Source organism: Stenotrophomonas maltophilia group sp. Smal17 (assembly GCF_030237045.1).
Lineage (GTDB): Bacteria > Pseudomonadota > Gammaproteobacteria > Xanthomonadales > Xanthomonadaceae > Stenotrophomonas > Stenotrophomonas forensis.
In genome coordinates, this window is sequence record NZ_JASJSU010000014.1 from 1 (window position 1) to 26,189 (window position 26,189).

The 26,189-nt window shown below is 65.6% G+C and carries 16 protein-coding genes and 1 pseudogene; 7 read left to right on the top strand and 10 right to left on the bottom strand.

What is annotated here, in order from left to right:
• Positions 1 to 202 (bottom strand): annotated as a pseudogene (locus tag QRO93_RS06095) (hypothetical protein); the annotation flags it as partial.
• Here QRO93_RS06095 and QRO93_RS06100 point away from each other — a divergent pair.
• From QRO93_RS06100 to QRO93_RS06130, 7 genes are all read left to right on the top strand, one after another.
• Positions 167 to 649, top strand: a complete 483-nt coding sequence (locus QRO93_RS06100) for a peptidylprolyl isomerase (RefSeq protein WP_008266927.1) — start codon at positions 167 to 169, stop codon at positions 647 to 649. The pseudogene QRO93_RS06095 and the gene QRO93_RS06100 overlap by 36 nt on opposite strands.
• 99 nt (positions 650 to 748) lie before the next feature.
• Positions 749 to 1,993: a DUF418 domain-containing protein gene (locus QRO93_RS06105; protein WP_180878488.1), complete on the top strand. Its 1,245-nt coding sequence runs from the start codon at positions 749 to 751 to the stop codon at positions 1,991 to 1,993.
• 3 nt (positions 1,994 to 1,996) lie between these two features.
• The gene (locus QRO93_RS06110) at positions 1,997 to 3,247 is read left to right on the top strand and encodes an FAD-binding oxidoreductase (RefSeq protein WP_180878487.1); all 1,251 of its coding nucleotides are present in this window, start codon (positions 1,997 to 1,999) and stop codon (positions 3,245 to 3,247) included.
• On the top strand, positions 3,244 to 4,602 hold the full coding sequence (gene gorA, locus QRO93_RS06115) for a glutathione-disulfide reductase (RefSeq protein WP_180878486.1): 1,359 nt from the start codon (positions 3,244 to 3,246) through the stop codon (positions 4,600 to 4,602). The genes QRO93_RS06110 and gorA overlap by 4 nt, the downstream gene beginning before the upstream one ends.
• A gap of 186 nt (positions 4,603 to 4,788) precedes the next feature.
• On the top strand, positions 4,789 to 5,709 hold the full coding sequence (locus QRO93_RS06120) for a DMT family transporter (RefSeq protein WP_180878485.1): 921 nt from the start codon (positions 4,789 to 4,791) through the stop codon (positions 5,707 to 5,709).
• Complete coding sequence (locus QRO93_RS06125) at positions 5,706 to 6,044, top strand: MGMT family protein (protein ID WP_224329410.1); 339 nt, start codon at positions 5,706 to 5,708, stop codon at positions 6,042 to 6,044. The genes QRO93_RS06120 and QRO93_RS06125 overlap by 4 nt, the downstream gene beginning before the upstream one ends.
• 93 nt (positions 6,045 to 6,137) lie before the next feature.
• Positions 6,138 to 6,812, top strand: coding sequence for a rhomboid family intramembrane serine protease (locus QRO93_RS06130; protein ID WP_008267505.1), 675 nt, complete (start codon positions 6,138 to 6,140; stop codon positions 6,810 to 6,812).
• Positions 6,813 to 6,938: 126 nt separating this feature from the next.
• On the opposite strand, the gene QRO93_RS06135 is transcribed toward QRO93_RS06130, so the two are convergent.
• The 9 genes from QRO93_RS06135 to QRO93_RS06175 form a co-directional block, all read right to left on the bottom strand.
• Positions 6,939 to 8,522, bottom strand: a complete 1,584-nt coding sequence (locus QRO93_RS06135; protein WP_180878484.1) for an NAD(P)/FAD-dependent oxidoreductase — start codon at positions 8,520 to 8,522, stop codon at positions 6,939 to 6,941.
• Between the two features lie 76 nt (positions 8,523 to 8,598).
• Positions 8,599 to 9,093, bottom strand: a complete 495-nt coding sequence (locus tag QRO93_RS06140; RefSeq protein ID WP_032128230.1) for a VOC family protein — start codon at positions 9,091 to 9,093, stop codon at positions 8,599 to 8,601.
• A 124-nt stretch (positions 9,094 to 9,217) separates the two neighbouring features.
• Entirely contained in the window at positions 9,218 to 11,227 is a 2,010-nt protein-coding gene (locus tag QRO93_RS06145; protein WP_053450417.1) for a M13 family metallopeptidase, read from the bottom strand.
• Positions 11,228 to 11,385: 158 nt separating this feature from the next.
• The gene (locus tag QRO93_RS06150) at positions 11,386 to 13,488 is read right to left on the bottom strand and encodes a M13 family metallopeptidase (RefSeq protein ID WP_053450416.1); all 2,103 of its coding nucleotides are present in this window, start codon (positions 13,486 to 13,488) and stop codon (positions 11,386 to 11,388) included.
• Between the two features lie 194 nt (positions 13,489 to 13,682).
• Positions 13,683 to 14,513 (bottom strand): sel1 repeat family protein, encoded by an 831-nt coding sequence (locus QRO93_RS06155; RefSeq protein ID WP_053450415.1) that lies wholly within the window; start codon positions 14,511 to 14,513, stop codon positions 13,683 to 13,685.
• A gap of 135 nt (positions 14,514 to 14,648) precedes the next feature.
• Positions 14,649 to 16,658, bottom strand: coding sequence for a S9 family peptidase (locus tag QRO93_RS06160; RefSeq protein WP_258010874.1), 2,010 nt, complete (start codon positions 16,656 to 16,658; stop codon positions 14,649 to 14,651).
• Between the two features lie 107 nt (positions 16,659 to 16,765).
• Positions 16,766 to 19,675, bottom strand: coding sequence for a TonB-dependent receptor domain-containing protein (locus tag QRO93_RS06165; protein ID WP_285304007.1), 2,910 nt, complete (start codon positions 19,673 to 19,675; stop codon positions 16,766 to 16,768).
• A 466-nt stretch (positions 19,676 to 20,141) separates the two neighbouring features.
• Positions 20,142 to 22,964 (bottom strand): TonB-dependent receptor domain-containing protein, encoded by a 2,823-nt coding sequence (locus QRO93_RS06170; protein WP_180878482.1) that lies wholly within the window; start codon positions 22,962 to 22,964, stop codon positions 20,142 to 20,144.
• A 360-nt stretch (positions 22,965 to 23,324) separates the two neighbouring features.
• Positions 23,325 to 26,132: a TonB-dependent siderophore receptor gene (locus tag QRO93_RS06175; RefSeq protein ID WP_049457781.1), complete on the bottom strand. Its 2,808-nt coding sequence runs from the start codon at positions 26,130 to 26,132 to the stop codon at positions 23,325 to 23,327.
• Positions 26,133 to 26,189 lie beyond the last annotated feature (57 nt).

The window sequence follows — 26,189 nt, forward strand, 5'->3', positions numbered from 1 at the left end:
GCAGGGCCGGGGCGAGGAGCCGGCGCAGGCCGGACGAAACTGGCGTGATGTGCATGATCTCCGGATAATGCGCCACCTTGGATTGGCCGTCATGATGGCGGCGTCCCCGCCGGGCGACAACCCGCCCCAACCCGCCTGCCTCCGGCAGATCCAGACAGAGTTGCGCATGAAGATCGAAAAAGACCGCGTTGTCCGCTTCCACTACACCGTTTCCGAAGTCGGCCAGGAGCCGATCGAATCGTCCAAGGACCGCGGCGAGCCGCTGGCGATCCTGATCGGCCACGGCAACATCATTCCGGGCCTGGAAAACGCCATGATGGACAAGGAAGCCGGCGCGACCTTCAGCGTCGACGTCACTGCGGCGGACGCCTACGGCGAGCGCCGCGAGGGCCTGTCCCAGCGCGTGCCGAAGAAGCACTTCGGCAACACCAAGCTGGCCCCGGGCCAGCAGGTCGTGCTGCAGACCAACTTCGGCCCGCGCGCGGTGACCGTGCAGAAGGTCGGCATGAGCGTGGTCGACGTTGACCTGAACCACCCGATGGCCGGCAAGGACCTGCATTTCGACGTGGAAATCGTCGATGTGCGCGAAGCCGGCCAGGAAGAGATCGACCACGGCCACGTCCACGGTGACGGTGGTCACCACCACTGATCGCAGCGCGATCGTGATGGCAGCAACGGCCCGCTTCGGCGGGCCGTTGCGTTTCTGGAACACGGCGCGGGCATCCATGGCGCGTGGGCCGGCGGCATAATGGCGGACCTGCCCGACGGATGCCCCGTGAACGCCGCTTCTCCCTCCCTGCAGCCGATGGCTTCCGGCGAACGCATCGCCGTGCTGGACATCCTGCGTGGTGCCGCCCTGCTGGGCATCCTGCTGATGAACATCGAGGCCTTCAGTGGCCCGCTGGACCTGGCGTTCACCGGCATCGACGTGCACTGGCAGGGCATCGACTACTGGGCCGATGCCTTTGTCTATGTGTTCGTGCAGGGCAAGTTCTTCACCCTGTTCTCGCTGCTGTTCGGCGCCGGCTTTGCGGTGATGGCGCAGCGCGCCGACGTGGCCGGACGCAATTTCACTCCGTTCTACCTGCGCCGCAGCGCCGGGCTGCTGCTGATCGGCCTGTGCCACGCGCTGCTGGTCTGGTCCGGCGACATCCTGGTGATGTACGCGCTGATCTCGCTACCGTTGCTGGCCTGCCGCGAGGCACCGCGCAGCTGGCTGCCGTGGATGGGCGTGATCGTCTACCTCGGCGGCGTGGCGATGATGCTGCTGGTCGGCGCGATGGTGTCGATGGCCTCGGCCGAAGAGGTGCAGGGCATGCTCGGCGAAGCGCAGCAGAGCATCGCGCTGCAGCGTCAGGTATACGGGCAGGGCAGCTGGGCGCAGGCCACCGTGCAGCGCTTGAGCGAGTTCGGTACCTCGATGGGCGCGCTGCTGATCACCGGCCCGGAAGTGCTGGGCATGTTCCTGATCGGCAGCTGGTTCGCCGGCAGTGGCGCGCTTGCCGCGCCGGAGCGCTTCCCACGCCTGTACGCCTCGCTGCGCTGGATCGCGCTGCCGCTGGGCCTGCTGGTCACGGTGCTGGGTGTTGCCTGGAAACCGTACCTGGCACCGGGTGCTTACGATCTGCCGGTAACAGCCGCAATGGCACTGGTGACGATCGGCGGCCTGCCGATGTGCCTGGGCTACCTGGCGTGGATCGTGCACTGGCGCACGCGGCTGGCATGGCTGGCGCCGGTCGGCCGCATGGCGTTGACCCACTATCTCGGCCAGTCGCTGCTGTGCACCTGGGTCTTCTACCACTACGGACTGGGCAGGTTCGAGATGATGCCGCGCAGTGTGCAGATGCTGTTCGCGCTGCTGCTGTTTGCCGTGCAGGTCGGCATCTCGCACGTGTGGCTGCGCCACTTCCGCTTCGGGCCCATGGAATGGTTGTGGCGTGCGATGACCTACCGGCAGTGGCCGCCGATGCGGCGCGGAGCCGGGCTGGGCTGATCGATGCCGAGGGCGCGCGAGGACGTGATCGTGGTCGGCGCCGGGGCCATCGGCCTGGCCAGTGCGCTCGCGTTGCGCGCGCAGGGCCGGCAGGTGCGCGTGATCGACCGGGGGCGCGTCGGGCGCGCGACGTCGCATGGCAACTGCGGCACCATCACCCCCAGCCACGCACCGCCACTGGCGGCGCCCGGGGTGCCGCTGCGCGCGTTGCGCTGGATGCTCGATCCACGCGCGCCGCTGTACGTGCGTACGCGGCTGGATCCCACGCTGTGGCGCTGGCTGCTGCAGTTCGGCGCACGCTGCAATGCCCGCGACTGGCTGCAGTCCACGCGTGCACGTGGCGCACTGCTGGATGATTCGCGGCGGCGCCTGGCCGAGTGGGTGCAGGTACATGCGCTTGACTGCGAATTTGACGCGCGCGGGCTGGACTACGTGTTCGGCGATGCTCGCAACTTCGATCACCACGTGGCCGAATGCGAGGCGCTGAACGCGCAGGGCATCGCCACGACCTGCATCGGTGGTGGCGACTATGCGCGCGCGAATCCGGCCTTCCACGATCACCTGGCCGGTGCGATCCATTTTCCTGGTGATGCGCAGCTGCGGCCGGATCGCTACACCGCCGAGCTGGCACGCGTGCTGCGCGCGCAGGGCGTGGTGATCGACGAGCAGGTGGACGTGCAGGGATTCAGCGATGACGCACAGGGTGTACGCGTGCAGGCGGATGGGCAGTCGCTGGCCGCGCGCGAGCTGGTACTGGCGACCGGGCCGTGGTCGCGGTACTGGGCACGGCAGCTGGATCTGCGCGTGCCGATCCAGCCAGGCAAGGGCTACTCGCTGACCTGGTCGCGGCCGGCGCTGGTGCCGCAGCGGCCGGTGGTGCTGAAAGATCATTCCGTGTTCGTGATCGCCTGGCGCGAAGCGCTGCGGCTGGGCGGTACCATGGAATTCGCCGGTGCCGATCCAAGCTTGCGCGCGACCCGGCTGCGTGCGCTGCAGCAGGCCGCCGACCACTACCTGCGCGCGCCATGCGGTGCGCAGCTGCAGGAGCAGTGGTGCGGTTGGCGACCCATGAGCGTGGACGACGTGCCGTTGATCGGCCGTGCGCCCGCGCATCCTCACGTCTGGCTTGCAGCGGGGCATGGCATGCTCGGCATCAGCATGAGCGCCGGCACCGGCCAGCTGATCGCCGACCTCGTCTGCGGCCGCACCCCAGCGATCGATCCTGCCCCTTACCGACCCGAGCGATTCCGATGAGCACTGCACCCTATGATTACGACCTGATCGTCCTTGGCGGCGGCTCCGCCGGCCTGGCCGGTGCGATCCGCGCCGCGCAGCATGGCAAGCGGGTGGCAATGCTGGAGCCGGGCGAACTCGGCGGTACCTGTGTCAATGTCGGCTGCGTGCCGAAGAAGGCGATGTGGCTGGCGGCCGACCTGCACGAACGCATCGGCCTGGCCAGTGCGATGGGCTTCGATGTCGAGGCCCGCCCGGCGCTGTCGTGGAAGGAACTGGTGATCCATCGCCAGGCCTACATCAGCAACATCCACACCAGTTACCACAAGCGCCTGGACGAGACCGGCGTGGTGCGCATTCCGGCGCGCGGCCACCTGCTCGATGCGCACACGGTGGCCTGCAGCGATGGCGTGCGCTACAGCGCCGAGCACATCCTGATCGCCACCGGCGCGCACCCGCTGCGGCCGGACATTCCGGGCGCCGAACTGGGCCTGGTGTCTGATGACTTCTTCGATCTGCGTGCGGCACCTGCCGACGTGGCGATCATCGGCGGTGGCTACATCGCGGTGGAACTGGCGGGCCTGCTGCAGGCGCTGGGCAGCCGGGTCAGCCTGCTGGTGCGTGGCAAGCGCCTGCTGGAGCGCTTCGATTACGAGCTGACCGATCAGCTGGCCGAGAACCTGAAGCAGCAGGGCGTGCGAATTCATTTCGACTACCGCCTGCGCGAGCTGCAGCGCGATGGCGAGCGCGTGCGCGCCTTCGGCCACGACGGTCCGCTCGACAGCGTGTTCGATGCGGTGTTCTTCGCCACCGGCCGGCGCGGAAACAGCCGTGATCTGGGACTGGAGGCACTCGGCATCGGCATCGGCGAACACCAGCAGGTGCAGGTGGATGAGTGGCAGACCACCAGCGTGCCGAGCGTGCATGCCGTGGGTGACATCGCCGGCAAGGTCGGCCTGACCCCGGTGGCAGTGGCGGCATCGCGGCGGCTGATGGATCGCCTGTTCGGTGGCCGCCCGCAGTCGAAGATGGATTACGAGAATGTGGCCAGCGTGGTGTTCTCGCACCCGCCGTTGGGCGCGGTGGGCATGAGCGAAGAGGAAGCGCGCGCGCGTTTCGAGCAGGTGAGCGTGTACCACAGCCGCTTCCGCCCGATGCTGCAGGCGCTGGCCAACGGCACCCAGCGCAGCCTGTTCAAGATGGTCTGCGCCGGCCCGGAGGAACGGGTGGTGGGCATCCACCTGCTGGGCGAAGCGGCCGATGAGATCCTGCAGGGCTTCGCGGTGGCGGTGAAGATGGGCGCAACCAAGGCCCAGTTCGATGACACCGTGGCGATCCATCCGACCTCGGCCGAGGAAGTGGTGCTGATGCGCTGAGCCGGGCCGTTGTAGAGCCGAGCCATGCTCGGCTACCGTGCGAAAGCAGTCGAGCATGGCTCGACTCTACAGAAGGCGGCATTCGGGCACGCTCAGCGCTACCGGGGTGGGCACCGGTCGCCCCCATGCGACAATGGCTGCCCCCACGCCATCCCGGGCCGCCCCGCGCGGCCCGCCGTCGTCCTGATGTCCAGCCCCGCTTCCCGTATCGCCACCGCTTCCCCTCGCATCGCGCTGGGGGGCATTGGCCTGGCCGCGATCGGCGCCATCGCCGCCTCCGGCAAGGCGATCATCGTCAAGCTCGGCCTGCGCCATGGCGTGGATGCCACTACGCTGCTCGCGCTGCGCATGCTGATGGCGTTGCCCTTGTTCGTGCTGATGGCGCTGTGGGCCGCGCGCCGGGCCGCGCCGCTGTCCTGGGCCGACCGCGCCCGGGTGCTGTGGCTGGGTTTCACCGGCTACTACCTGTCCAGCCTGCTCGACTTCCAGGGACTGCAGTACATCAGCGTGACCCTGGAACGGCTGATCCTGTACTTGAATCCAACCCTGGTGCTGTTGATCAACGTGCTGCTGGCACGCCAGCGACCCGGCCGATGGCAGGTCGGCGCGCTGGTGCTGAGCTATCTGGGCGTGCTGCTGGCGTTCGGCCACGACCTGCAGCGCGAGGGCGGGCAGATCATCATCGGAAGCCTGCTGGTGCTGGGCAGTGCGCTCAGCTACGCGCTGTACCTGTTCGGCAGCGGCCAGGTGGTCGCGCGAATCGGCGCGGTACGGCTGACCGCCTACGCCAGTTGCGTGGCCAGCGTGCTGGTGCTGCTGCATTTCGCGGTCACCCATCCGCTGCCGCTGCTGTGGCAGGCGCCGGCACCGGTGCAGTGGCTGTCGCTGGTCAACGCCACTGTGTGCACCGTGTTGCCGGTGCTGGCGATCATGCTGGCGGTGCAGCGCGTGGGTTCGTCGCTGGCCGCACAGGTCGGTATGCTGGGCCCTGTTTCCACCATCGTGATGAGCCTATGGCTGCTCGACGAACCGATGGGGCCGGCGCAGATCGCCGGCACCGTGCTGGTGCTGATCGGCGTACTGCTGGTGACCCGCCTGCGGCGCTGACGCCGGAACAGGCGCGCGCGCGCATCCTGGCGGTGATCCGTGCCATTCCGGCGGGGCAGGTGATGGGCTACGGGCAGGTGGCGATGCGTGCCGGCCTGCCCGGGCGGGCGCGGCTGACCGCACGCATCCTCGGCCAGAACGACGACCCGGACCTGCCCTGGCATCGCGTGCTGCGCTCGGATGGGCGCATCGCCATGGAAGAAGGCTCGGCGGGCTGGCGCGAGCAATCGCAGCGGCTGCGCGCCGAAGGCGTGGTGGTGGAGAACGGCCGGGTGCGGATGCCGGCCACCGATCCGGCCGCGGCGCTGGATGCGGCGGTGTGGGGGCCGGGCTGAGCGCGGCTGGCGACTGAACAGGCCGTGCCTGGCGGTCGCCAACAAGGCCGGGTGCTGCGGCTATGATGGAGGCCGATCCATGCCGGTGCTCCCATGTTCCCGCGACTGCCAACCGTCACCAAGGCCCTGCTGATCGCCAACGCGATCCTGTTCCTGCTGCAGCAGCCGTTCCTGCTCGGCATGCAGACCTTCGAGCCGTTCATGCTGCAACCGTTGCAGCAGGGCTTCGATGCGTTCTCGCCGGGCGGCAACTTCCAGCCCTGGCAGCTGCTGACCTATGGCTTCCTGCATGGCAGCTTCGGCCATCTGTTCTTCAACATGCTGGCGGTCTTCATGTTCGGCGCGCCGCTGGAGCAGACCTGGGGCGAGAAGCGCTTCCTGCTGTACTACCTGGTCTGCGTGGCCGGCGCCGGTGTCTGCCAGCTGCTGGTGGGTACGCTGCTGGAGAACCCGGCGACGGTGCTGGGCGCCTCCGGCGGCGTATTCGGCCTGCTGCTGGCCTACGGCATGCTGTTCCCCAACCAGCGGGTGATGTTGCTGTTCCCGCCGATCCCGATGAAGGCACGGACCTTCGTGATCCTGTTCGGCGTGGGTGAACTGGTGCTGGGCATGACCGGCTGGCAGCCGGGCGTGGCCCATTTCGCGCACCTGGGCGGCATGCTGTTCGGCTGGTTGCTGATCCGCTACTGGCGCGGGCAGCCGCCGTTCAACAAGCGCCGCCCGCCGGGCCCACCGAATCGACCGAACCATCTGCGCAGCGTGAAGTGAGGCGCTATGCGCCCCACTTCACGCGGGTAGGTGCCGACCGTTGATCGGCACACCTTGTCCCACGCGGGTAGATGCCAACCTCGGTTGGCGTTCACTCTGCCGCTCTGTGCCAACCAAGGTTGGCACCTACCCATCCTGCAACACCACCTGCGCGGCATTGTGCCCCGGTGCACCGGTAACGCCGCCGCCCGGATGGGTGCCCGAACCGCACAGGTACAGCCCGGGCAGCGCGCCGCGGTAGCCGGCCTGGCCGACCATCGGCCGCGCCGAGAACAACTGGTTGGCACTGAGCGCACCGTGGAAGATGTCGCCACCGATCAGGCCGAAGGTCCGCTCAAGATCCAGCGGTGACAGCACCTGGCGGCCCAGCACGCTGCCGGCGAACCCTGGCGCATAGCGTTCGACGGTGGCGATCATCAGGTCGGCCACGGTGTCCCGATGATCATCCCAGTGGCGGCCGTCGGGCAGCACCGGTGCCACGTGCTGGCAGAACAGGCTGGCCACATGCTGCCCGGGCGGTGCCAGCGAATCGTCCAGCGTACTCGGAATCAGCATCTCCACGATCGGTTCGCGTGACCAGCCCTCGCGGCGCGCATCCAGCCAGGCGCGGTCCATGTAGTCCAGGCTGGGCGCCATGATGATGCCGGCGCTGAGGTGATCGCCGGGGCCGGGCAGGGCGCGGAACTCCGGCAGCCGCGACAGCGCCACGTTCATCCGGAACGTGCCGGAACCGCAGCGCCAGTTCGCCATGCGTTCGCGTGTGGCGGGCGGTACGTGCGCCGGTTCCAGCAGATGTTCGTAGAGCAGTTTCGGGTTGACGTTGGCGATCACCGCGCGTGCGCGCAGGGTTTCGCCGTTGGCCAGTTCCACGCCCACCGCGCGGCCCTGCTCGATCAGCACGCGCTGCACGCCGGCCTGCACGCGCAGTTCCGCACCGGCCGCGCGCGCCGAGGCGGCGATGGCCTGGCTGATCGCACCCATGCCACCGATCGCGTGGCCCCAAGCGCCCTTTACGCCGTTGCACTGGCCGAACACGTGGTGCAGCAGCACGTAGGCACTGCCCGGGGTATACGGGCTGGCGTAGTTGCCGACGATGCCATCGAAACCGAACAGCGCCTTTATCGGCTCGCTCTCGAACCAGCGGTCCAGGTACTCGGCCGCCGACAGCGTGAACAGGTCCAGCAGCTCCTGCCGCAGCGAGGGATCCAGCGTCGACAGTTCGCGCCCGAGACGACCCATCTGCCACAGTGCGGGCAGCGCGCGCCAACCACCTGCAACGCCAATATCCGGCGGTGCGCGCAGGGCCCACGCGCGCAGCACGTCGGCAAAGATCTCCAGGCGTGCCTCATATTCGGGCAGGCGCTGCGCATCCCGCTCGGAGAACTTCGCGACTTCGGCCTGGGTGCGGCCGGGTGCCGAGAGCAGATAGCGGCCATCCGGCAATGGCAGGAAGTTGTTGGCGGGGCGCGCGACGATGCGCAGCCCGTGCGCATGCAGTTGCAGGTCGTCGATCACCTTGGGCTGCAGCAGTGACACCGTGTACGACGCCACCGAGTTGCGAAAGCCCGGATGGAATTCCTCGGTGACCGCCGCACCGCCGAGAACGCCACGACGTTCCAGCACCAGTACCTTCTTTCCGGCGCGCGCCAGATAGGCCGCGCAGACCAGGCCGTTGTGGCCACCGCCAACGACGATCGCATCCCAGGTCATCAGCGCCTCGGAAAAAGGGGACGGAGGGGATTAAGTCGCAATTCGCATTGCAGCGCAGGCAGTGGGGGAAAACGACTTAATCCCCTCCGTCCCCTTTTTTGATCGCCGCCTCAATGGTGGCGATGTCGATCTTCTTCATTGGCATCATCGCGTTGAAAGCGCGCTTGGCCAGTGCCTTGTCCTGGCTGGTCACCGCTTCGATCAGCATGCGCGGGCTGATCTGCCAGGAGATGCCCCAGCGGTCCTTGCACCAGCCGCATTGGCTCTCCTGGCCGCCGTTGCCGACGATCGCGTTCCACAGGCGATCGGTCTCGGCCTGGTCTTCGGTCTGGATCTGGAAGGAGAAGGCTTCGCTGTGCTTGAACGCGGTACCGCCGTTGAGGCCGACGCAGGGAATGCCACAGACGGTGAATTCGACGGTAAGCACATTGCCTTCCTTGCCGTCAGGATAGTCACCGGGCGCGTGATGCACGGCGGTCACCGCGCTGTCGGGCAGGATGCTGGCGTAGAAGGTGGCGGCCTCGAGCGCGCCGTTGTCATACCAGACGCAGATCGTGTTCTTGTGTGCCATGTCAGGGCTCCACGATGGACGAAGCAGCAGCGATAGCATGCCCGGTGTTAACCCCGGATCGTGCTGCACCCGCAAAAAAAAGGGCGCCCGAAGGCGCCCCTGTGTTACCGGTTCATCAGCAGGCTCAGCGCCAGACCTTGATCTGCTCGGCCTCGCTGCGCTGCATCGGCTGGCCGGCCTTGCAGCTGAAGGTGGCACCGAAGGCCGGCAGGTTGGCCAGCGTGCCATTGCTGCGCCACAGGCCCGGCGCGCGGATGTCGGCGGTCAGGCGGCGCACGGCTTCGTTCGGCGACAGCTGCTGTGCCCACAGCGCCGACCAGGCGCGGAAGAAGCCCTGCTGCTGTGCCTGCTTGGCCTTCGGTTCCTGTGCGGTGTACGCGGCCCAGGCCAGTTCCAGGCCAGCGATGTCGGCCAGGTTCTCTTCCTGGGTGAGCGTGCCGTTGACCTTGGCACCCTTCACGCCGGGGAAGTCGTAGGCGCCGTACTGTGCGGCCACGCGGTTGCCGAGCAGGGTCCAGGCGGTCTTGTCGGCCGGGGTCCACCAGCTGCGCAGCTCGCCCTTGGCATCGACCAGTGCACCCTTGGCATCGATCGCACGGGTCAGCTCGTGGCCGACCAGGCCACCGAAGCTGCCGAACTTGTCGGCGGCGTCAGCCTTGGCGTTGAACACCGGGCCCTGCAGGATCGCGGCGGTAACGATCAGGCGGTTCTGCGCCAGGTCGTAGGCCAGCGACGGCTGCTGCGGCAGCACGTCCCAGCGACGGTCGGCGTTGCCCTTGCCGATGCGCTTCATTTCCTCGCGATGGCGCCAGGTCGAAGCGATCAGCATGTTGCCGCCGAACGAGCCACGGCCCATCGGCTGCACGCTGTAGTCCAGGTCGCGCAGCGGGGTGCCGATCTCGATCTTCAGCGCGGCCAGCTTGGCCTGCGCTTCGGTCTTGGCTTCGGCGCTCATCCAGCTGCTGTTCCTGACCGCTTCGATCTGCACTTCGCGGACCTTGTCGACGATCCACGCCGCCTGGCGACGGTCTTCGGCCGACAGGTAACGCGCGGCGTACTCGCGGCCGACCATCGGGCCGGCGGCCACGTTGATCGCGTCCAGCACGTCTTCCCAGCGCTGCGGCGGCAGGGTTTCGCCGCGCAGCACGCGGCCGCGGAATTCGAACTCGGCGTCGCGGTAGGCCTTGGACAGGTACGGCGCCATCGCGTCACCCACGCGCCAGCGCAGGTAGGCCTTCCACTGGTCCGGCTTGAGCTTGGTGACCATGCCGTCGAGCTGCTTGAACAGGCCCGGGTCGGCCAGCGAGACCAGGTCGTCATCCACGCCCTGGGCCTTCAGGAAGGCATCCAGCTGCAGGTTGCGGTAGCGGCTGTTGAGCTCCTTGGTGGAGATCGGCGCGTAGTTGTTGAACGGGTTGTTGATGCCGGCCAGCGACTGCGCATTGCGTGCCAGCTCGGTTTCCAGCGCGATCACCGACTGCGATTCGGCATCCAGCTTGGCGGCGGGGGTGCCGGTCAGTGCCAGGATCTGCTTGACGTAGGCGCGGTAGCGACCCATCAGCGCCACGGTGTCGGCGTCGGTGCGGGTATAGAACGCCGGGTCCGGCAGGCCCATGCCGCCCTGCATGAAGTAGCCGATGTGGCGATCCAGCGCCTTCAGGTCCACGTCGGGGCCGAAGTTGAAGGCCACCGGAATGCCAACCTGGTGCAGCGCGGCGATCGAGGCCGGCACGTCCTTGGCCTTCTTGATGGCGTTGATGCGGGTCAGCAGCGGGGCGATCGGGTTGGAACCGTCGGCTTCCACCGCGGCTTCGTCCAGGCCGCTGGCCCAGAAGTCACCCAGCAGCTTCTGCACGTTGCCCTGCGGCGACTTCATCGCGGCATCGAGCAGTTCGCGCTGCTGCTGGCGGCTGCGATCGACCAGCTGTCCCAGTGCGGTGGTGGCACCGGTCTGCGGTACGGGGTTGGCCTTCAGCCAGCCTGCGTTGGTGGCGTCGTAGAAGTCGCTGCACTGGGCACTGACAGCCGGGGCGCGGGCGGCCTTCTTCTTGGCGGCGGCAAACGCATCGTGGGTCGGGACCAGGGTCGCCAGGCTGATGCCCAGGGCGATGGCAAGCGGACGGAAGTTGGGCATGTGGAACGAATCCGTGATGGATTGAGGGCGCGCGCACTATAGCAAGCCGGGCATCGACGCGGCATGCAGGCATCACGCTGCGTTCGCAGGGCGCCGCCAAAAACAAAGGCCCGGGAAATCCCGGGCCTTTGCAGGTCTGCCGCAGCGTCAGCCGTGGCTTACCAGATCACCACCTGCTGCTCGCCAGCGCGGGCCATCGGCGAACCGGCCTTGCACTGGAACGCAGCGGCGAAGGTCGGCAGGTTCGACGGCGCACCCATGGCGCGGAACTGCGCCGGGGCATGCGGGTCGGTGGCCAGGCGGACCTTGGCGTTTTCCGGGGTGTACTTGGTGCGCCACACGGTGGCCCAGTTGAAGAAGAAGCGCTGGTCGCGGGTGAAGCCGTCGACCTTCGGATCTTCCTTGCCGGCGGTGGCCTTCTGCAGGGCGTCGTAGGCGGTGGCCAGGCCACCCAGGTCGGCGATGTTCTCGCCCAGGGTCAGGTGGCCGTTCACGGCCTGGCCGTCGACCTTGTACTGGTCGAACTGCTTGACCAGCTTGCCGGTCAGGCCTTCGAAGTTCTTCTTGTCGGCCGGGGTCCACCAGTCTTCCATGTTGCCGGTCGGCCCGAAGCGTGCGCCCTGGTCGTCGTAACCATGGGTCATTTCATGGCCGATCACCGCACCGATGCCGCCGTAGTTCAGCGCGTCGTCGGCCTTCGGATCGAAGAACGGCGGCTGCAGGATGGCGGCCGGGAACACGATCTCGTTCTGCAGCGGGTTGTAGTACGCATTGACCGTCTGCGGGGTCATGCCCCACTCGGTCTTGTCGACCGGCTTGCCGATCTTGGACAGGTTGAACTTGTAGTTGAACTCGCTGGCCGCGCGCACGTTGCCCAGGTAGCTGTCGCGCTGGGTCTGCAGGCCGGCCCAGTCACGCCACTTGTCCGGGTAGCCGATCTTCGGGGTGAAGGTTTCCCACTTGGCGATGGCCTTGGCCTTGGTTTCCTCGCTCATCCAGCTCAGGCCCTGGATGCGTTCCTTCAGCGACGCGGCCAGGTTCTTCACCAGCTCTTCCATCTTCGCCTTGGCTTCCGGCGAGAAGGCCACCTTCACGTACAGCTGGCCGAAGGCTTCGCCGGCATCGTTCTCGATGGTGCCCAGCACGCGCTTCCAGCGCGGCTTCTGTTCCTTCTGGCCGTTGAGGGTCTTGCCGTAGAACTCGTAGTTCTCCTGCACGAAGGCGTCGGCCAGGTACGGCGAAGCGCTGTCCACGGTGTGGAAGCGCAGGTAGGCGCGCCATACCGACGGATCGGTGTCGCCCAGCGCCTTGCTCACTTCCTCATGGAAGGCCGGCATGGCCAGCGAGAACTTCTCCGGCGCGGCCACGCCCTGCGACTTGAAGAACTCGGTCCAGCTGAAGTTCGGGGTCAGCTTGTCGGCGTCGGCCAGGGTGACCGGGTTGTAGAACAGCTCGACGTTGCGCGACAGCTCGACGCGCGACTTGGAGGCCTTGGCCAGGCGGGTTTCGAACTTGACCACGTCCTCGGCCTGCTTGGCAGCATCGGCCGCGGCGACACCGGACAGTTCCAGCACCTTGGCGACGTGCGCCTGGTAGGCCTTCAGCTTGTCGGCGTTCTTGGCATCGGTGTAGTAGGTGGTGTCCGGCAGGCCCAGGCCGCCCTGGCTGGCGTAGGCCATGTTCACGGCCGAGTTCTTGAAGTCGGCTTCGGCGCCGAAGCCGAACAGCACGTTGTCGCCCTTGGCCGCGCTGGTGCGCAGGTAGTTGGCGATGGCTGCCTTGTCCTGCAGGCCGTCGATCGCGGTCAGGTCGGCCTTCAGCGGCTCGATGCCCTGCGCGTTGATCTTGGCTTCGTCCATGCCGGTGGCCCACAGGTCGCCGACGATCTTCTCGATGTGGTTCGGGTTCTTCACCTGTGCGACCTGCTCGGCCAGCTGGTGCTGCACAGCCACCGAACGCTCGTCGAGGATGGTGAAGGCGCCCCAGCTGGTGCGGTCGCCCGGGATTTCATTGGCGGCCAGCCACTTGCTGTTGACGTAGTCGCCGAAGGCGCCACAGGCGTCCTTGCTGGTATCCAGGTCGCTGGGCTGGAAGGCGTTGTAGGCCGGCAGCTTGCTTTCGTCCAGGGTGTACTGGGTGGCCTGGGCGGGGGCCGGCGTGGAGGCGGTGGCGTCCTTGGCCGGGGCTTCAGTCTTGCCGCAGCCGACCAGCGCGGCCGAAACGGCCAGGGTCAGCAGCACGATCTTGGGAGTACGGGTCACTTGAATGGCCTCCAGGCCGAGTGAGTCAGGGAAGGGCCGCAGGGCGGCCGTGGGCCGAACGATACGCCGCCGGCCTGCCCCGCAAGGGTGTCGAAGGTCATGGCGCTTGGCAAGGGTGCCTGTACAGGCACCGGTAGGGCAGCAACCGGGCAGGATCGGCACACTGGCCGCGCCTGTCCGCGCCGGCAGGCGGGTCAGTGTTGTTCCGGAATCGGTTGTGGCTGAGCATCGTCGGTCTTCGGCTCCGGGGCATCCGGCTGCGGAGCCACCTCCGGAATGCGGGACGGGCGGCCCGGTTCCGCAGGCAGCTGTGTCACGCTGCCGACGTCGACACGTGCCACCCGCGGCGTCGACCAGATGGTGTCCTGCCACTGGCGGTACTGCGCGGGATCCCAATAGCGGCTGTCGTAGAACTTGGTGCCATCGATCTGTTCGGTGGTGCCGTTCGGACCGGGTACGAGGATCTTCACGTTGCCGGCGAAACCGGTGCGACTGCCGGTCATGCGCTTCTGCTCGCGGCGCATGGCCAACGCCAGGCGGGGTTCCGCAGCAGCATCGCCGAAGCGCGCATAGACGGCTTCGCCCTCGGTCACGGCCTGGACCCGCTCGGCCTCGCTGAGCGCGGCCCAGTAGCGTTCACGCAGCTCGAGGAAGCCCTTGTAGCCACGCTCCGCAGCGAGATCCATCCAGGCATAGGCCAGCGGGCGGTTCACCGCGGTGCCCGTGCCGTTCCACAGCATTTCGGCAACCATCGCCTGTGACACCTTGTCGCCGTAGAAGCCCGCGCGCTGGAAGAAGCCGAAGGCCGCCTGCAGGTCGTTGGCACGCTGCTTTTCCATGCCCAGCATGCGGAAGCGCAGGTCGGGATGGCCATTGAGGAATCCTGCGCTGATCAGCAACGGGTCTTCGGTGGGATCGGACGGCAACGCCGAAGGCGCCTGGGGGGCCGGAGGCGCGGCGAGGGACGTGACAGGCACAGCCAGCGCGAGCAGCAGCGGTGCCAGCAGGGAGGTGCGGGATTTCATGTTCATCTTTCCTTGATCGAATCGTAGAGGCCCATGGATGAAAGGTCCTTCCTGGCCGGGACACTCTGCATGCGGCGTTGGTCACTATGCCAAAAGCAAGGGGGAGGGGGCGGGCGGCCCCCTCCTCCCGGTGCGCTAGGGGCTGCTGGCCCCGGCGGCGGCGCCGCTGCCGATATGGCGACCAAAGAAGTCCAGCATCTTCGTATACAGGTTCACGCGTGCCGGCACCTCGTAGAAGCCGTGCATTTCGCCAGACTGGATGATCACGTCCTCCGGGGCATTGCCGACCTCGGTGAGGGCCTTGGCCATCAGCTCGGTCTGCTCGGGCACCGCACGCACATCACGCGCGCCGGCGGCCAGGAACACCGGAATCTTCACTTCTGCGGCGCGGCGGGCCGGAGAGGCCTTGGTCCACTCGGCGACGTCGGTGCCATGGGTTCGACGCAGGTAACGCAGTCCGGATTCGCGCTGCGGAATGTCGCCCTTCTTGAACAGCATGTCCACGTCGTATACGCCGACGTAGCCAAAGGCGCACTTGAACAGGCCAGGCTCACGGATCGGCGCCATCAGCGCCGAATAACCGCCGAAGCTGCCGCCGTAGATGCACAGACGATCCTTGTCGGCCACGCCCTGGTCGATCGCCCAGTGGGTCGCATCGAGGATGTCGTTCTGGATGCCGTCGGCCCATTGCTTGTGGCCGGCTTCCTCGAAGGCCTTGCCATAGCCGCCGGAGCCACGGAAATTGACCTGCAGCACCGCGTAACCGCGGCTGGCCAGCAGCTGCGCTTCGGGATTGAAGCCCCAGTTGTCGCGCGGTCCGATCGGGCCGCCGTGCGGGTTGACGATCATCGGCAGGCGCTTGCCTTCGCCTCCCTTGGGCAGGGTCAGATAGCCATGCAGCTGGCGGCCGTCGCGCGCCTGGACCGTGAACGGTTTCACCGTAGCCATGCGCTTCGGATCGAGCCAGTCACGCCCCTGCAGCAGGAACCGAGCTTGGCCGCTGGCGCGGTCGAACAGGTACAGCTCGCCCGGATTGGTGTCGCTGTATACCGAGAGCAGGATCTTGGCGCCATCATCGGTATAGCTGGAAAACTGCACCATCTGCCCCGGGAACGCGTTGGCCAGCGACTGGTACAACGCCGCATCCGGATGGTCTTCCTGGACCAGCGTGACCTTCGGGCTGCCGGCCTGATTGACCACGCCGATCAGCTGCTTGTCGTCGGTGCTCCACATCAGCTGCGAGACTTCGGTGACCGGGTCCTGGAACAGTCGCTTGAACTGGCCGGTGGCCGTATCCAGCGTACCCACGGCGGCCGGTGCCTTGCCATCATCCTGCTCAGCGTAGACCGTGCCGTCAGCGGTGGTGCGCAACACGCGCAGGTGCTGGCCATCGGACTTGGATGCGTTGATCAGCGTCCAGTTGCTGCCATCGCGCCGATAGAGTTCGCTTCGTTCATCGTATTCGCCGCTTTCGTCGCGGCTGGAACTGCACACGGCGAAGCGCGGCTCCTTGCCGGCATCCAGTGCGATATCGCAGTTCTCCTTGGGCGCGCGTGCCAACGGGGTACGCCGGCCGCTGATGGTGTCCACGCTGACCACCTGGGTTCCCGCGCCCTCGGACGAGCGCGGGTAGCGCACCTGCATGATCACGTTCTGGTCATCGCCGCGCAGGGTATCGAGCAGCGAGTACGATTCGTTGCCCACGCTCTTGCTGCGTTGGGTGGCATCGCGGGTGCCGTAGAAGATCACCGGCCGCGCCTGGCTGCCGTCGGCGTTGACGGCGAACCATTCGCCGGTGGGGAACGGCTGCGCATACCCGCCCTGCTTCTTCACGGCATTGAACATCAGCCGCTGGGGAGAGATCCAGTGGAACGCACCGACACTCTTCTTGTCGGGCAGCTGGTTGACCTTCAGTACCTTCAGATCGCTGGTGCGCAGGATGGTCAGCACATCCTGTTCGCCCAGGTCGACGCTGATCGCCAGGTAGTCGCCATTGGGCGAGATCCGGGCGGAATTGAACGTCGCGTGCTTGACGAAATCTTCGATCGAGTAAGGCGTGGACGACGGCGCGGCAAACGTGGCCGGTGGCAGCAGCGCAGCCATGGCAATGGCCAGCGGGGTGAACAGCTTCGACATCTTCTGCATGGGCAGGTTCCTTGTCCGCTGCGGTGATCGGGTTCACCGCATTCAAAAAAAGGAAAGCCCGGTACGTGCCCGGGCTTTCCATCCGTGCTTACATCATCCGCAGATGATCAGAACTTGTACTGCAGGCTCATGTAGAAGCGACGGCCCAGCGGGTCGGCGCCAATGAACGGGTCATAGAACGGATAGGCGGTACGGCTGTTGTCCTTGCGGTACTGGTTGTCGAACACGTTGACCACCTGGAAGGTTGCCAGCACGTTCTCGCCGAACTTCTTGCCAACGCTCAGGTTCCACAGGAAGAACGGCGGCAGGCGACGCGGGTAGTAGCCGCCCGCGCTGTTGGTGCCCGCCGTGTCAAGGCTGCTGAATGCCGAGCCGTAGCGGGTACCGAACACGGTGGTTGCCCAGTCGCCCTTGGACCAGGTGACGCTGCCGCGGGCGCGGCTGCGTTCCGGGTTCCAGTACTCCGGCGGCAGATCGCGGTAGTCGATCAGCGGCTCATCCTTCAGCTGCTTGTACTTGTTGGTCAGGGTCAGCGAATAGCCCAGGTCGAAGTTGAAGCGACCCCAGCGATCGGTGTCCAGGTTGTACTTGTAGCTGGCATCGATGCCGCTGGTGTCCTGCAGCGCGGTGTTGATGTAAGCATTGTTGATGCGGCTGATGCGGCCGTTGTCCGGAGCGTCCGGCTGGTTGACGCGGGTGATCAGGGTCGACAGCTGCGAGCACAGTGCAGCGCTCGGCATCGGGCGCGACGGGTCGCTGGTGCTGCCCAGGCGGCAGGCGGCGTCGGAGCGCAGCAGGTAGTCGTTGCTGAGCTGCGCAGCGGCGTCTTCCAGGCGGATGCGGTAGTAGTCAACCGTCAGCGACATGCCATCGGTCACGTCCCACACGAAGCCCGCGCCCCACGACTTGCCCTTCTCTTCGGTCAGGTTGGGGTTGCCTGCCACCAGGGTCTGCACCGAGTACTTGGTCGGATCGTTGGCGGTGGCATTACAGGCGGCACGGGTACGCGGACCCTGCGCTGCGCCGGCACCGGTACCCGAGCGGCACGCATACTCGTCGAGCTCGGTGGTGTAGGACGCCGCACCCTGTGCGTAGATCAGCTGCATGTCCGGGGCGCGGAAGCTGGTGGCGTAGCTGCCGCGGACCAGCAGGTTGCTGAACGGACGCCATTCCAGGCCGAAGTTGTAGGTGGTGGCCGCATCGACCGACGAGATGTCGTCGTACTTGTCATAGCGGGCCGCGGCATTGGCGCTGAGGCTGCTGAAGATCGGCACGCGGAATTCCGCACCAATGGCGTAGCGGTCGCGGGTACCGTGGGTTTCGCCCGAGCTGGTCAGGTTGTAGATGGTCTGGTTGTCGATCGGACGCAACTGATCGGTGCGCGGATCGCTGACCATGTCCATCTTCTGCCGGTTCCATTCCAGCACACCCGCGAAGCCGAGGGCGCCGGCCGGCAGATCGAACAGATCGCCACTGACGTTGAAGTTGGCGTTGGCGACGCTGGTCTCCGAACGGTTGATCACGCGCGTCGAGAACGAGCGGTAGATGTCCGGCGTGATCGGCGACGTCCAGCGATCCTGGTTCAAGGCGTAGACCGGATAGATCGCGTTGCCGGTGGTACCGCCGGTGGAGTTGAGGTAGCCCAGGCGTGGGCCGAGGAAGTAGTCATGCACGGCCTGCGCGAGCAGGCGCGGGCGATCCATCTTGTAGTCGTAGTAGCCGTAACCGGCGCTGGCTTCCCAGTCGAAGCGGTCGGCGAAGTTGCCACGCACACCGACGTTGAAGTCGTAGGTGTACTCGTCATACAGGGTGCTGGCTGCTTCGTTGCCGCCCAGCTCCTGCGGAGTGAAGATGCGCTGCAGCGACACCATATCCTTCAGGTTCGGGTCCCAGAAGTACCGGGTGGCTGCACCGGCACTGGTCTGGTTGAAGCGGTCGCCCGACGTCGCCCAGAACTCCGTACCCGCGCTGGCCTTGGCCTTGGTGGTGTAGTAGTTGACGCTGGCGAAGCCCTGGGTGGTATCGGTGAAGTCGAAGGTACCGTAACCGTAGGCCGAGTAGAACTGGCGCTTGTTGGAGATCGAACGGGCGGCGTTGCTGGTGTATGAGCCGCAGTACTTGCCGCGGGACGCGGTGGTGACCGTGTCGAAGCCCAGTGCGTCGCACTTCTCCTGGCCCGGGTACAGGACGTTGTGGTTGAGCGGGCCATTGGCGGAGGCCAGGCCACGAATGACGGCCATCGAAAGGTTCGGGGTCGCCGTACTGCCCAGCGGACCCTCGCGCAGGTCGGACAGCCACTTGCGCTGGCTGGCGAACACCGGCTCGCGGTCGCTGTACTGCAGCGCCCACACCGCGCTCCAGCGGTCACCGGTACGGCCACCGGTCAGTTCCACGTTGACCGTGTCACCGCCGCCTTCGGCAGTCGTGCCGGCGGTCACGCGCACCAGGTTGCCGTCGTAGTGCTCACGCAGCACGATGTTGACCACGCCCGCCACGGCGTCGGAGCCGTAAATGGCCGATGCACCACCGGTCAGCACTTCCACGCGCTCGACGATGCTGCTCGGGATCGAGTTGATGTTGGCGACGTTGTTGTCGCGGTTGTACGGCTGCGGGTACTGCGCCGGGCGGCGGCCGTTGACCAGGGTCAGCGTGTAGCCGGGACCCAGGTTGCGCAGGTTGACCACCTGGGCATTGGGGGTGAAGCCGGTAACGGCCAGGTCGCCGGTGAAGGACGACGTGGTGTTCTGGGTCAGCGTCTGCAGCATGTCACCGACGGTCTGGAAACCTTCGCGGTCGATGTCGGTGCGGGTGATCACGGTCACCGGCGCCGGGCCTTCGACATCAGAGCGCTTGATGCGTGAGCCGACCACCGAGACGCGGTCGAGATTGGTTGCGTTCTTGCCGCCTGCTTCGTTGCCAGCTTCCTGGGCGAAGGCCGGAGCGATGCCGGTGGCCAGCAGGGCCGTGGTGAGCGCAAAGCTCAGCGGGTGGCGGCTGAGCGCCTTGCGGATGGTCATGTGTAGATCCCCTGATGAATCAAACATCGGTCGGCTCCCTGGAGGCTTGCCGCCGTCCCTGATGGGCTGTAGCCCACTTCTCACCGGCTTCACAAGCCGATGAACCAAAGTTAACACAGACTTAACTTGGCCTGTCAACTGTTCATGCGGCCGTCATGAAGCCAAGGTAGGCAAAGCCTTGATTTCTCCGCGATTTCTTCGCAACTCATTGATATGAAAGAAGTTGCAAAGCCTTCCTGAACGGGCGGCCTGGACCGTCGCTTGCTTGGGTGCGGGAACGTTGCGTTCAGGGAACAGAAGGGAAAAGGGGCCGCTGGCAAGAAGACCCGTGCCTTGGGCACGGGGCAGGGCGGGTAGACGGTCTCTGTCGCCACCCGGTACGAACAGTGATGCAGTTCGCACTTGCCGGGTGCAGGAAAGGACGGACCCCGCCGAAGCGGGGTCTCCTCTGGCACGGCAGGGCGCCTTACTTCGCGCCGAAGTCGTACTGCGCCTGCACGTAGATCGCGCGCCCGTAGGCGTTGTACAGGGCGTTGTTGTACGGCACGTCGATGTTGCCCGCGTAGGAGTGCTGCTGGTTGTCCGGCACCTTGTTGAACAGGTTGTTGACCATCAGCGAGAACGTCAGGTTGTCCATCGCGCGGTAGTTCACGCTCAGGTTGTACGTGGTGTACGAGCCCCACTTGCCGGCCTTGTAGCCGGAGGTCGGGTCAACGTAGTCGTAGCCGCGTCCCACGTAGGACATGTAGTTGGGCGTGCGGCCGATGTAGTTGAAGTACAGCGTGGTGGTGAACCTGTCGATTGCCCAGCCCACCGAGCCGTCGGCCCGGACCTTGGCATAGGAGTCGTACACCCACATCGCATACGGGTTGCCCAGCAGGTCCAGGAACGGGTCGTTGAGCTGCGGCTGCAGTTCACGCTTGAGCATGTTGGTGTAGTTGCTGGAGAACTGCAGCGAGCCGAAGCGGCCGATGTCCTGCACGTACTTGAAACTGGCGGTCACCGCTTCCAGGTTCTGCCGTGCCACGTTGAGCTTCGGCGTGTAGATTTCCTCCAGCGCACCGGTGGCATCACGGGTGACCCAGTTGGCCACATCCTCGCAGGAGGCACCGGCGGTGTTGGACAGGCCGTTGCGGCAGTAGTACTCGGCCAGCAGCAACTGGTCGGAACTGAGGGTGTTGACCTCGTTCTTGATCTTCCAGTTGTAGTAGTCCAGCGACACGGAGAGATTGCTGATCGGCGCCCAGACCAGGCCCGCGTTCCATACGTCGGCAGTGATCGGCTTCAGCTCCGGATTGCCCGACTGCGTGCCGAACACCGACACGCTGCCGTAGCGGCAATCGACCGTGTTGGAAGGATCGAAACCGAGCTGGCCGCAGCGGTAGTAATCCTTGGAGCCATTGGCGTAGTAACCGCTCTTGCCCTGGAAGGCGTCGGGCAGGGAGGGTGCGCGGAACGCGGTGCCGTACTTGCCGCGGACCAGCAGGCTTTCAAACGGACGGAACTCCAGGCCGATGCTGTAGGTCGGCTTGTCGACGGTATGCCCGGCAATCTTGAAGTTGTCGTAGCGACCGGAGGCGGTGACCGTCAGCATGTCGTGCAGGGGCAGGCGCAGTTCGCCGGTCACCGCATAGTTGCTGCGGTGGCCGTTGCCCGCCACGGCGGTGGTGGCGAACACCGTGCCGTCGGTCAGGCGCGCATCCGGGGTGTAGGTCCAGCCTTCGCTGCCGCCTTCAATCACGGCGGCGAATCCGGCGTCGCCGCCGGGCAGCTTGAACAGCGAACTGTTGGTGAGCTGGGCGCGGGTCTGGGTCTGCCAGGTGCGGCTGCGGCTGGTGGTGAAACCGGTGAAGCTCTGGAAAGCGCCCTCCGGCAGCTTGGAATAGAAGGCACCCCAGTTCGGGTTGTAGATGTTGTAGCCGTCGTCGGTCTCACCCAGCACCGGGCCCAGCACGTTGTCGGCGAACCAGTTGTTGATCGGGTCGTTCCAGCGCGCGTAGCCACGCTCGTTCAGCTTGTACTCGCCGCGGGTGATGCTGGCCTCGTAGTCCCAGTTGCTGCCGATCGCACCGCGTGCGCCCAGCGTGACCTGGTAGGACTTGCTGCGGTCGGTATTCATGATGTCGCGGTAGCCGCCACCGCCGATGTCTTCGGGGGCGAACACGCGCTGCAGGCCGAGATAGCGGCCACTGGACTGATCGAAGAACGGACCCATGCTGATGTCCGTGCCCCAGTAGTTGTAGCCGGAACCGGTGTTGTACTTGACGGTCTCGTAGCTGTAGAGCACATCGCCGAACAGCTGCAGGTTGTCATTTACATCGTAGGTCAGCGCCGAATAGAACTGGCTGCTTTCCTTGCTGTTCTTGATCGTCTTGTAGCCGGCACCGAACGCCGAGCCGCAGGACTGACCGGCCCGGCGCGTGCCCAGGATGGTGGTGCCATCGAACTGCCCGGCAACGCTGGCGCAGTTGCTCGGATCCATCATCAGGAAGTCATCGGTGTCAGCATCGAAGACCAGGAAGTCGTTCGAGGGCAGCTGGCGGGTATAGCCGCGCGGATTGTTCTGCTTGGTGATGTCGCGCTGGTAGCCCCAGATCGGGTTGGTCTTCTCATACTGCACGTTGACCAGCGCGCGGAAGCGATCATCGCGGCTGTTGAAGCCATTGGCCCCGCTCACCCGGAAGCTGGCGCCGCCACCGTCCGAATAGGCGCCGCCACGGACATTCAGCGTGCCGCCATCCATGCGCTCCTTCAGGATGATGTTGACCACGCCCGCAATGGCGTCCGAGCCATACAGCGAGGACTGGCCGCCCGGCAGGACTTCGATGCGGTCGACGATATCGATCGGGATGCCGCTGATGTTGTTGAACGCGTCGCTGCCGTTGTACAGCGCCGGGTAGGACAACATCGGGCGGCCATTGATCAGGTACTTGGTGTAGCCCGGGTTGAGGCCGAACATCCCGGCGGCTTCGGCGCCCTGGGTGAACGATGCGGAGGTCTGGCCGCCCTGCAGGCCGCCAGTGGTGAGCGAGGACTGCTGCAGCACTTCGGCAACGCTGGAGAAGCCGCGCGCCTGGATCGCCTCGGCGCTGATGGTCAGCACCGGCGTCTGGTTTTCGATCTGGGTCTGCGGGATCAGCGAACCGGTGACCGTGACCCGGTCGAGGTTGGTGGCTGCGCTCTTGCTGTCCTGCGCGAGCGCACCGGTGCTGGCGCTGGCAAGGAACAGGCCGCTGAGCACGGCGCAGGTGAGCGGATGGCGTGGGAACAAGAAGCGACTGCGAGACATGCGATTACTCCGTGTGATCGTAAGAACGCGTTTCCCCTTCCCGGGGCTCGATTTATGTCCGGCCGCTCTGCAGGCATGCGGGGCGGTGTGCCTGAAACCTAACATGGGCTTAACTTGAAATGCGCAGATGTGTAATCGCATTTGACTGGCTTTGTCACAGTTCTGTGCATGTGTTCTTTGAAAACAACAATTTGCGGATATTGTCCGGTTTTGCTGAATCTGGCGAAATGAATGAATGCAAAATGATCAGTCATTAACAATCGGGACGCCCTTTCATTTTCTGACCGGTTTTCCCAGGCAAAAAAAAGGCCCCGCCGAAGCGGGGCCTGGTCCAGACACGAAGTCCGGAAAACGACGGGATCAGAAGTTGTACTTGACCTGGGCCGAGATCTGGCGGCCGTAGACGCTGTAGAAGCCGTCATTGAACGGGGTCGATTCGTTACCCGGGTAGTTGTAGCGCTGGCCTTCCGGCAGCTTGTTGAACACGTTGTTGACCATCAGCGACAGCACCAGATCGTCCTGTGCCTGGTAGTTCATGCTCAGGTTGTACGTGGTGTACGAACCCCACTTGCCCGCCTTGGCGCCGGAAGAGTGGACGTAGCCGTAGCTGCGGCCGGTGTAGGCCAGGTAGTTCGGGGTGCTGCCGACGTAGTTGGCGTACACGGTGGTGGTGAACTTGGCGATGTTCCAGGCCACCGACAGATCGCCGCGGACCTTGGCGAAGTTGTCGTAGTACCACATGTTGTACGGATCGCTCAGCAGGTCGAGCTTGGCGGCGCCCGGCATCGGCTGCACTTCACGCTTGAGCATGTTGGTGTAGTTGCCGGAGAACATCAGCGAGCCGAAGCGGCCGATATCCTGCTGGTACTTCGCCGCCACGGTCACCGCTTCCAGGTTCTGGCTGGCAACGTTCAGCTTCGGCGTGTACACGCGGGTCAGGTTGCCACCGGCATCGCGGGACACCCAGTCGGTCACGTTCTGGCAGCTGGCCGAGGTGTTGTTCGGCAGGCCGTTGCGGCACTGGTACTCGGCCAGCAGCAGCTGGTCGGTGCTCAGGGTCTTGACCTCGTTCTTGATCTTCCAGTTGTAGTAGTCGGCCGACAGCGAGAAGTTGCTCACCGGGGCCCACACCACGCCCGCGCTCCACACGTCGGCGGTGATCGGCTTCAGGTCCGGGTTGCCGGACTTTTCGCTGTACACCGAGGTGTTCTTGTAGAACGAGCAGGCCTCGTCACGCAGCGCGTAGCCCAGCTGGCTGCAACGGTAGTAATCGTTCTGGCCGGACGAGTACGAGCCGCTCATGCCCTGGAACGCATCGGACAGGGTCGGTGCACGGAAGGCGGTGCCGTACTTGCCGCGCAGCAGCAGGCTTTCGATCGGACGGAATTCCAGGCCGATGCTGTAGGTGGCCTTGTCGACGGTCTTGTCGGCGATCTTGAACGCGTCATAGCGGCCCGAGGCGCTGACGGTCAGCTTCTCGAACAGCGGCATGCGCAGTTCGCTGGTGACCGCGTAGTTGCTGCGGTGACCGGCGCCGGCGACGGCGGTGGTGCCCCACACGTTGCCATCGATGAAGGCCTGGTCCGGCGAGTAGTCCCAACCTTCGCTGCCGCCTTCCAGGACGACGGCCAGGCCGGCGTCACCGCCCGGCAGGCTGAACAGCGAGCCGTTGGTCACCTGCACGCGACCCAGGTTCTGCCAGGTCTTGCTGCGGTGGGTGCCGTAGCCGGTGAAGCTGGCGAACTGGTCCGGGGTGATCGGCGAGTAGAACGCAGCGTAGTTCGGGTTGTAGATGCCGAACGTGGCGGTCGGGTCCTTCGGATCGGTGTAGGTGCCCAGGCGCGGGCCCAGCACGGTCTGGCCGAAGAAGTCCTCGATCTTGTCCTTGAAGCGCACGAAGCGGTTCTGGTCCAGGCGGTATTCGCCGCGGGTGAAGCTGGCGCTGTAATCCCAGTCGCCGACCATGCCCTTGCCGCCCAGGGTGACCTGGTAGGCGCGGCTCTCATCGGAGTTCAGGATGTTGTTGTAGTGGCCCGGGCCGATTTCTTCCGGTGCGAAGGCGCGCTGCAGGTTGACGACCTTGCCGATGCCCTGGTCATAGAAGCCACCCATGACCGACTTGGTGCCCCACCACAGGGCGCTGGAGCCGGAGGTGAACTCGGTCTTTTCCTTGCTGTACAGCACGTCGGCGAACAGCTGGAAGTTGTCGTTCACGTCGAAGGTCATCGACGAGTAGAACTGGCCGCTGTTCTTGCCGTTCTTCAGGGTCTTGTAGCCGGCGCTGTACACCGAACCGCAGGACTCGCCCGAGGTGCGCTTGCCGACAACGGTGGTGCCGTCGTACAGGCCTGCGACGTTGGCGCAGCGGCTCGGATCCATCATCAGCAGCTTGTTGTCTGCGTTGGTGATGACGGCGAAGTCGTTCGACGGCACCTGTGCGGTGTAGCCGACCGGGTTGTTCTGCTTGGTGATGTCACGCTGGTAGCCCCAGATCGGGCTGCCGTTTTCGATCTGCACGTTGACCAGCGCGTGGAAGCGGTCGTCGAACGCGTTGAAGCCCTTGGCTGCGCTGAAGCGGATGTTGCTGCCGCCGCCTTCGGTGTAGGTGCCGCCACGGACGGTCATCGTGCCACCGTCCATGCGCTCCTTCAGGATGATGTTGACCACACCGGCGATGGCGTCCGAGCCGTACAGCGAGGACTGGCCACCCGGCAGCACTTCGATGCGCTCGACGATGTCGATCGGAATGCCGCTGATGTTGTTGAAGGTGTCGCTGCCGTTGTACAGCGCCGGATACGAGAGCATCGGGCGGCCGTTGATCAGGTACTTGGTGTAGCCCGGGTTCAGGCCGAACATGCCGGCTGCTTCGGCGCCCTGGGTGAACGAACCCGAGGTCTGGCCGCCCTGCAGGCCGCCGGTGGTCAGCGACGACTGCTGCAGCACTTCAGCAACGCTGCTGAAGCCGCGGGTCTGGATGTCTTCGGCGGTGATGGACATCACCGGGGTCTGGGTTTCAACCTGGGTCTGCGGGATCAGCGAACCGGTGACGGTGATCTTGTCCAGGTTGGTCGCCTTGTCCTGGGCCATTGCCGGGGCGGCGGCCATCAGAGCGGAAATCAGGGCGACGGCGAGCGTGTTGCGACGTGCGGTGTTGCTTACGTATTTCATGTAGTTCCAATAGAGAGCAGAAACAAAAATCGGCACTGCGCATGCGCCATCGTGCGT